The 7764-nt window shown below is 67.2% G+C and carries 7 protein-coding genes; 5 read left to right on the top strand and 2 right to left on the bottom strand.

Annotated elements, in window-relative coordinates:
* Positions 1-122: 122 nt before the first annotated feature.
* Positions 123-473, bottom strand: coding sequence for an SMI1/KNR4 family protein (locus QHF84_RS46495; protein WP_281320081.1), 351 nt, complete (start codon positions 471-473; stop codon positions 123-125).
* A 730-nt stretch (positions 474-1203) separates the two neighbouring features.
* Here QHF84_RS46495 and QHF84_RS46490 point away from each other — a divergent pair.
* Positions 1204-2091 carry a hypothetical protein gene (locus QHF84_RS46490; protein WP_281320080.1) on the top strand — a complete coding sequence of 296 codons (888 nt, stop codon included), beginning with the start codon at positions 1204-1206 and terminating at the stop codon, positions 2089-2091.
* 90 nt (positions 2092-2181) lie between these two features.
* A complete protein-coding gene (locus QHF84_RS46485) occupies positions 2182-4419 on the top strand; it encodes a DUF3160 domain-containing protein (protein WP_281320079.1) in 2238 nt (745 codons plus the stop codon).
* Positions 4420-4542: 123 nt separating this feature from the next.
* Here QHF84_RS46485 and QHF84_RS46480 read toward each other — a convergent pair whose 3' ends face one another.
* Entirely contained in the window at positions 4543-5025 is a 483-nt protein-coding gene (locus QHF84_RS46480) for a hypothetical protein (protein WP_281320078.1), read from the bottom strand.
* Between the two features lie 289 nt (positions 5026-5314).
* Here QHF84_RS46480 and QHF84_RS46475 point away from each other — a divergent pair, with 289 nt between their 5' ends.
* The 3 genes from QHF84_RS46475 to maiA all read left to right on the top strand — a co-directional run bounded on the left by QHF84_RS46475 (position 5315) and on the right by maiA (position 7758).
* On the top strand, positions 5315-5989 hold the full coding sequence (locus QHF84_RS46475) for a hypothetical protein (protein WP_281320077.1): 675 nt from the start codon (positions 5315-5317) through the stop codon (positions 5987-5989).
* Positions 5990-6133: 144 nt separating this feature from the next.
* On the top strand, positions 6134-7111 hold the full coding sequence (locus tag QHF84_RS46470) for a fumarylacetoacetate hydrolase family protein (protein ID WP_281320076.1): 978 nt from the start codon (positions 6134-6136) through the stop codon (positions 7109-7111).
* A complete protein-coding gene (maiA, locus tag QHF84_RS46465) occupies positions 7108-7758 on the top strand; it encodes a maleylacetoacetate isomerase (protein WP_281320075.1) in 651 nt (216 codons plus the stop codon). Before QHF84_RS46470 ends, maiA begins: the two co-directional genes overlap by 4 nt.
* Positions 7759-7764 lie beyond the last annotated feature (6 nt).

The following is a 7764-nucleotide window of genomic DNA, read 5'->3' as shown; positions in this document are numbered from 1 at the left end:
CACCTGCATATGTCGTCAGCAATCAAAAATGTACCGACGACTGGACCGAGCCTCGTTCGATTGATCCTACAAAGTGGGATGTTGGAGCCGATGGACCTACTCGACGGTTTATGAGATGAGTTCTAGTCTTTTCCCACGCCGAAGAACATTCTGACGCTCGCGCCCCCGAAGGGAGCCCCGGCGATGTCGAGTACGTCCGGCTCTGGCCGGCCTCCATTGTACTCTTGCAAGAACCGACGATAGGGCTCGGGCAGGCGCACGCCGAGCTTCTCCTCCAGCTCTTGGAGGGACTGCTCGCTCAGAGGTTCTCCGCGGTCTTTGATTACCATGTCACGGTTTCCCTTTTGTTGCGACCCGCCGGTGTGGCCCGTGGCCCGATGAATGTCCTTGGGCACGAGCTGCATCGTCTTCCCGTCCCAAATAGTCGAAGGTGGCGCCCCGCCGAGACTGAAACCGTCGAAGGTGGCCTTCACTTCGTCCGCCTTGCCGAGCGTCGCTCCCCACTCGCGCCCGATCCGCTCCCCGGTATGCCAGGAGCTTTTCGAGCGGTTCGAACGCCGGTCGATGCACTCCGTCCCCGAGCTCGTACCAGTAGCGCGCATTCGGGCCGACGCGGGGATGACGCCGGCAGACGCGAAACACGCTCTTTCCGTGCAGTTCCTCCGCCCACCCCTCCGCGGGCACGCGCGCTGCGCCACACCCGAGGAGCCATACCGAGACGCAAGCCGCGAAGAGCACCGCAAGCCCGAGCCGAAAGAACCGCAGGGCGGCGCCCACGAGCATCAGGGCGGCACGGGTGACTCGCAGCACGTCCATGCCCACGATGACAGGTCTCAGCGGCCACCCCCGTCAACCGCGCCCACCCCGGGACCCCTCCGCACGAACATTTCCGCGCCGCGCTCCTCCCCGGCGACCCCTCCCCACCAAAAATCCGCGCCGCAATTCCTCGCGGGGACCCCTCCGCCGCCCGCCCCTCGGCGACAAAATCCCGCGGGGAGCCCCCCTCCCCTCGACCTCCCCGCCGGCAAATCCCCGCGGGGACCCCTCCCCGCGCGGCGCGCCTCGCCAAAAACCTCCCGTCGACCCCTCCCCGCGCGGCTCCGGGAAAGAACGCGCTCCTCCCGGAAGCCTCCCGCCCCCGTTCTGCGTTCTCCGACGGCTCCCGATTACACCTTCCCCGCCCACCTTGTGAGGACACAACCCATGACCGGACCCCGCACCGTTGCCATCGACGAGCCCTTCGACGACCTCGACGAGGAGCTTCGCCACACCGAGTTGACCTCGAAGGCGTACCCGGACACCGCTCCGCTGGCCGAGTCCTTCGCCGCCCTCCGCGCCGAGGTCCGCAAGCGCAAGGCCGAGGAAGACGCCCTCCTCGATGGGATCGCCTTCGCCAAGGCGCTCGTGGTCGCCGCCGACGATGTGCTCAATCTCCTCGTCGACGAGACGAAAAAGGCCGTGCTCGCGGCGTACGATCAGGATTTTCAGGCCCCGCTTTATCGGCAGCTCTTCGAGGGGCAAAGCCCGAGCGAGCTCAAGCGGCCCCTTCTCGGCGCCCAGCTCGAGACCATGCGCGCCTGGGTAGGGCCCCTCGGCGCCGCGAACGTGCCCGCGCTCGACGTGATCGCGCAGAAGCTCTCGTCGGCCATCGTCAAGGCCGACGACGCCGTCACCAAGACTTCGCTCGCGGAGCAGGCCATGGATACCTTCGTCGCCGGCCCGCGGACTTCACTGGTGAACGACGTCAATGCCCTCCGCAAGCTCACGGCGGGGCAAATCGGCGAGCTCGTGCACGGGATCCTCGAAGGAAAGGTCCCGCGCGATTTCGCCGATCGATTCTTCCTGTCGAGCGGCGGATCGAGGACCCCGACGAGCGCCGAGCTCTCCCAATCGATCACGCGCCTCGAAGCAAAACTCGCGCGGCAGAAGGCCCTCCTCGAATCCATGAAGGAGAAGGAGGCCAAGCAGCTCCGCGCCAGGCAGGAGGCCGAGCTCGCCGAAAAACAAGCCAAGCTCGCGGCCGCCGAGAAACGGGCCGCCGAGGCGGCGCAGGAGATCGCGCGCCTCAAGGCGGAGATGGGCTCGACCTGAACGTAGCGGCGGCCGAGCAGAGGGGGCACGCGCCTTGCTAGGCGAATGGCGCGCGCGGCGATTCGAGCCGCCGCGGAAGGGGAATCCACCATGCGCACGCCGCTGCTTCGCTTGTGCTCCGTCCCGCTCCTCGCGGTCCTCGCCACCGCCTGTTTCACGACGCTGGAAGATCAGCCTCGAAAGCCTGATGGAACGGCCCTGCCGCCCACGCCGATGGCGCCGGATCAACAGGCCGAGCTCGATGCGCTCCTCGACGAGGCGCAAAAATCGGCGAACATGACCGCCGCCGATTTCGCGAGCCAGTATGCGGTCTCCTTCGCGAACGGCCTCTCCTACGATCCCGCGCAGGCCGACGGCCTCCCGCTGATCCAGGCCTCCTCGCTCGGGCTCGACGCCGACGAGATGGACAAGCTCAAGGAACACGGCTTCGTCATCTCGGAGAAGAAACGATTCCCCACGTTCGTGTACGGCTACGAGAGCATTTATGCGCTCGATCTGCCGCTCTACGTGTCGGCGGACTCGGTCCTCTACGCCGTCCACCGCTCCTACGACGCCATCCTGAAGGCCGTCGAGACGGCGTCCCTCGCGCCCGAGCTCCAGACGCTGCTCCAATCGATGCGCGCCGAGCTCGCGGCCGGCGGCGGCTCCGCGCTCGGCACCGAGGCGCGCGCGGACGCGGATCTCTTCACGGCCGTCGCGCTGTCGCTCCTCACCGATCAGGCGGTCGCGCCCGTCGCGGGCGCACAGGAGGCCGACATCGTCAAGCTCGTCGACGGCGCCAAGGCCCACCAGGGAATGGGCGAGGCGCGCCTCTTCGGCAGCGATCGCATCATCGACTTCTCGCAGTTCGAGCCGCGTGGCCACTACACCGAGTCGCCGGAGCTCGAGCGTTACTTCCGCGCGATGATGTGGCTCGGCCGCATCGATTTCCGCATCATCGAGACGCAAGAAGACGGCTCGCAGGTCTTCCAGCGCCGGCAACTCGAAGGCGCCTACGTCCTCCACGCCCTCGCCCAGGGCGATCAGCAGAAGCGTTATACCCGCATCGACAGCGCAATTCGCACGTTCGTCGGCGAAAGCGATTACATGACCCTGCCCGAGCTCGACGGCCTGCTCGGCGATCTCGGCGTCGCCGACGCCTCGGGGCTCGCCGGGCTCGCGGACGACGAGATCGCCAAGGTCGTGCTGCAAAAGGGCTACGGCACGCAGCGGATCTCGAGCCACATCATGATCAACGGCCTCGGGAAGGGCACGCTGCCGCTCTCGTCGAGCTTCGCGCTCTTCGGCCAGCGCTACGTCGTCGACTCGCACGTCTTCTCGAACGTGGTCTACGACCGCGTGAAGAAGGGCGAGGTCTATCGCATGATGCCGAACCCGCTCGACGTCGGCTTCGCGGCGCTCGGCAACGATCAGGCCGGGCAGCTCCTCGTGCCCGAGCTCGAAAAATTCCAGTACGCGCCGGATCTGCACATGATGCGCGTCCTCGTCGACGCGCACCCCGAATCGTTCTGGAATGACAACCTCTACAACCGCTGGCTCGTCTCGCTGCGCGAGCTCTCGCCGAACAAGACCCTCGCCGGCGATACCTCGGGCCTGCCCGGCGTCGCGAAGACGGAGGCCTGGGGCCGCAGGCTCATGAACACGCAGTTCGCGTCCTGGGCCGAGCTCCGGCACGACACGCTGCTCTACGCGAAGCAATCGTACACGGGCGGCGCTTCGTGCCAGTTCCCGGACGCGTTCGTGGACCCGTACCCGGCCTTCTATGCCCGCATCGCCGAGCTCGCCGAGCACGGCTCCGCCATGGTCGACACCCTCGATCTTTCGAGCAACGCATACCTCGCCGAGCGGATCCCGGCGTATTTCGCCACGCTGCGCGACGTGGCCCAGAAGCTCGGCGAGATGGCGAAGAACGAGCGCGACGGCATCCCGCTCACGCAGGAGCACCTCGATTTCATCAACCAGGCCGTGAAGGTGCAGATGGGCTGCGGCGATCCGGAGGGCGCGACGGGCTGGTACGCGAACCTGTTCTTCGACAACTTCCAGAGCGTCCAGCAGGATCCGACGATCGCCGACGTGCACACGCAGCCGACCGACGAGTTCGGCACCCCCGTTGGCCGTGTCCTGCACGTGGGGACGGGCCTGCCGCGCCTCATGGTCGTGACGGCCGATCCGTGCGGCACGCCGCGGGCCTTCGTCGGCCTGGCGTCGTCCTATTTCGAGAAGATCACGTCGAACTTCGAGCGAATGACCGACGAGGAGTGGGCGCAGGGCCTCGAGGCCGCGACGCCCGCCGACGTGCCGTGGATGACGGACCTCGTCTCCCGCTGAAAGACGCGTCGCCCGCGAGCCCTGACATTGCCGCCCGAATCGCGGTTCGGGCGGCACACGCCGGCACAGGGATTCGGGGTATAGCTCAGCTCGCCCGAGCGTAGCCCCCCGAGCGTCGATCCCTCACTCGATGAACTTGCCGCGGCCCTTCGTGCAATCCGCCTGGGCCGATTCCTTCGTGTACTTCGGCCCGGTGTAATTCACGAGCATCCCCATCGCGTAGCACACGCCCACGACGCCCTCGGACGGGCAGGACTTGGCGACGTCGAGCTTGAGCGTCTTGGCAAGGTCGGCGATCTTGGCTTCGTCGAACTTCGCCTTCTCGGCCTCGGGCGCCACGAGGGCGGCACACTGCCCCTCGTCCTTCGGGTCGCGGAGGTAGCCGATGATGACCTGACCCGCCTCGAGGCCCTTCTGCGCGGCCGGCTTGGCCTCTTCCTTGGCTTCCGGCTTGGCTTCGGGCTTCGCCTCGGCCGTCGCGGGCATCGTGGAGCCGGCGGGGGCGGCCGCCTTCGCGGACGAACCGCCGGCGGGGCTCGGCGCCGCCTCCTCCTTGGCACAACCAAAAAGCGCGAGCGCCGCGAATGCGAAAACGATCTTCTTCATGTCCGTAGGTCTTTCCTGATGCCTCGCCTCGGGGACCCTCCCCCTCGGGCGTACGCTGGCGACGCCTACTCGACATGGTCGGAAAACGCAAATCCTTCGGTGCCCGTGCGATCCCGACCACAGGGCCGGCGCCGGGCGCTCGGGCGATCGTCCGGAGGCGCGCGCAGAGTCGGGGCGTCGTCGCCCGCCCGCATTGAATCGATATTTTCAAGCCATTGGAATTCTGGAACTCGTTGCAGAGATTCGATTCTCTGCGACGATGGTCCCGCGGAGAGCGAGGAAGGCAACCATGAAAATGCCGCAGGTTCTTCGTACGCTGGCCCTGGGCGCCCTTTTGCTTTGCGCGGGGCCGAACGTTTCGCGGGCCGAGTCGTCCTCGAAGAATGCGACGTTCGCCGTATGCGACGTGTTGTCGACGCCGGACGTCACGCCGGGGCTCCACGGCCTCTGCGTGACGTACTGCGAGGCGCTCGACTGCGACGCGAAGACCACAGGCCCCTGCGAAACCATGGGGCCCCAGCTCCTCACGCAGTACGATGCCCTGCGCGAGGCCACCGATCCGCCCATGCCCTGCATCGCGGAAGACGCGTGCCCCTGCTGGCTGCCCGGGGAGCTCGCCGCGATCGGTACGACGTGGACGCCGAACCTCGTGAACGTGTTTCCCCAGGCATTCGACGGTTTGTCCACGATCGCGCTCGCCGAGACCCGCATGACGGTCCCTTCGGACGCGTTTCAAATCGCGCTCGTCGATATCCCGACGGGCAGAGCCCCCGTGTGCAGCTACTTTTTCTCCGATGCCGCGGAGGGAATCACCGAGAGCCGCGACCTGACGATCACGGATGCCCAGGCTCGAACGTGCCATGCCGAGATCACCGAACGGTACTTCGCGCTGCTCGGCCTCGGCGTCCCCGTCACGTGCGAGGGGAACCTGTGCACGTGCGACGGGAACCTGTGCTCGCCCTGAGGTCCAGGCGCCGCGATCCCGTTCACGAGGACGCGCTCCCTTCCCGCCTCCGCCCCCGCTTCCTTCCCCGCGCCCGCCTCCGGGGTTGAACCTCCCTCCCCCTTCGTGCTACCCGACGCTCGCCCAGGTGGCGGAGAGACATCCATGAAGCTCGCGAGCCTACGAGGACCGGGAAGGGACGGCACGCTCATCGTCGTCCGGCGCGACGGCGCGGTGTTCACCCCGGCGCCGTCCGACATCCCCACGATGCAGGCCGCGCTCGATCGCTGGGACGAAGTCGAGGGGCGCCTTCGCGACCTCGCCGCCCGCCTCGAACGCGGCGAGATCCCCGGTGAGCCTCTCGATCCCACGAAGCTCGCGCCGCCCTTGCCGCGCGCGTACGAGTGGGTCGACGGCTCCGCGTACATCAATCACATCGTCCTCGTCCGCAAGGCGCGCGGCGCCGAGCCGCCCGAGACGCTCCGCACCGATCCGCTCGTCTACCAGGGCGGCTCCTCGGTGCTCCTCGGGCCGCGCGAGGACATCGTCCTCCACGACGCGCGCTGGGGCCTCGATTTCGAGGCGGAGATCTGCGTCATCCTCGGCGACGTCCCCCTCGGCACCAAAAAGGAAGACGCGCACCGCCACGTGCGCCTCCTTTGCCTCGCGAACGACGTCACGCTGCGGAACATCGTCCCCGCCGAGCTCGCCAAGGGATTCGGCTTTTTTCAATCGAAGCCCGCCACCGCATTCTCGCCGTTCGCCGTCACGCCCGACGAGCTCGGCGGCGCGTTCCGGGACGGCCGCGTCCACCTCCGGCTCTTCTCGACCTACAATGGCGCGCTGATCGGTGATCCCGAGGCCGGGCCGGAGATGCATTTTTCCTTCTTCGACCTCGTCGAGCACATCACGAAGACCCGCGCCTTCGGCGCCGGGACGATCCTCGGCAGCGGCACCGTCTCCAACGTCGATCGCGCGCGCGGCGTGAGCTGCCTGGCCGAGCGCCGCATGATCGAGACCATCGAGGAGGGCGCGCCGAAGACGCCTTTCATGAAGCCCGGCGACACCATCGCCATCGAGATGCGGGGCGAGGACGGGCAAGACATCTTCGGGCGCATCGAGCAAAAGGTGGTCTCTCCATGAAGCTCTACGGATACTGGCGCAGCTCGTGCAGCTATCGCGTGCGGATCGCGCTGCACCTCAAAGGCATCCCCTTCGAGTACGTCCCCGTGCACCTCGTCAAGGACGGCGGCGAGCAATTCCGGGACGATTACCGCGCGAAAAACCCGATGGCTCAGGTGCCGACGCTCGAGGTCGAAGAGGGCGGCGTGATCCACGAGCTCGGGCAATCGCTCGCGATCATGGAATGGCTCGAGGAGCGATATCCCGAGCGGCCGCTCCTGCCGGCCAATTCGTTCCTCCGCGCGCGGACGCGGCAGCTCGCCGAGACGATCAACGCGGGCATCCAGCCCTTCCAGAACCTCTCGGTGCTCAAGCTCGTGAAGACCGAGCTCGGCGGCGACGAGCAGGCGTTCGCGCGCCGCTTCATCGAGAAGGGCCTCGCCGCGTACCAATCGCTCGCCGGGCCCGTCCAGGGCCGATTCTCCGTGGGCGACGCGCCCACGATGGCCGATGCGTGCCTCGTGCCCCAACTTTTTGCTGCACGGCGCTTCGGTGTGGACGTCACTGCGTTCCCCTCGCTCGTGCGCATCGAAGAAGAATGCGCGTCGCTACCGGCCTTCCAGGCCGCTCATCCGGATCGGCAAATCGACGCCGTGACTGGTGCGTGAAGGAGT

The organism is Polyangium sp. y55x31 (assembly GCF_029946505.1).
In the GTDB taxonomy this organism is placed as follows: Bacteria; Myxococcota_A; Polyangia; order Polyangiales; family Polyangiaceae; genus Polyangium.
This window is presented reverse-complemented; position numbering and strand designations above follow the sequence as displayed.

Bases quoted from the DNA above. Each gene is read 5' to 3' on its own strand.
- QHF84_RS46490 (WP_281320080.1), top strand. From the start codon at position 1,204: ATGACCGGACCCCGCACCGTTGCCATCGACGAGCCCTTCGACGACCTC.
- maiA (WP_281320075.1), top strand. From the start codon at position 7,108: ATGAAGCTCTACGGATACTGGCGCAGCTCGTGCAGCTATCGCGTGCGG.
- QHF84_RS46480 (WP_281320078.1), bottom strand. From the start codon at position 5,025: ATGAAGAAGATCGTTTTCGCATTCGCGGCGCTCGCGCTTTTTGGTTGT.
- QHF84_RS46470 (WP_281320076.1), top strand. From the start codon at position 6,134: ATGAAGCTCGCGAGCCTACGAGGACCGGGAAGGGACGGCACGCTCATC.
- QHF84_RS46475 (WP_281320077.1), top strand. From the start codon at position 5,315: ATGAAAATGCCGCAGGTTCTTCGTACGCTGGCCCTGGGCGCCCTTTTG.
- QHF84_RS46485 (WP_281320079.1), top strand. From the start codon at position 2,182: ATGCGCACGCCGCTGCTTCGCTTGTGCTCCGTCCCGCTCCTCGCGGTC.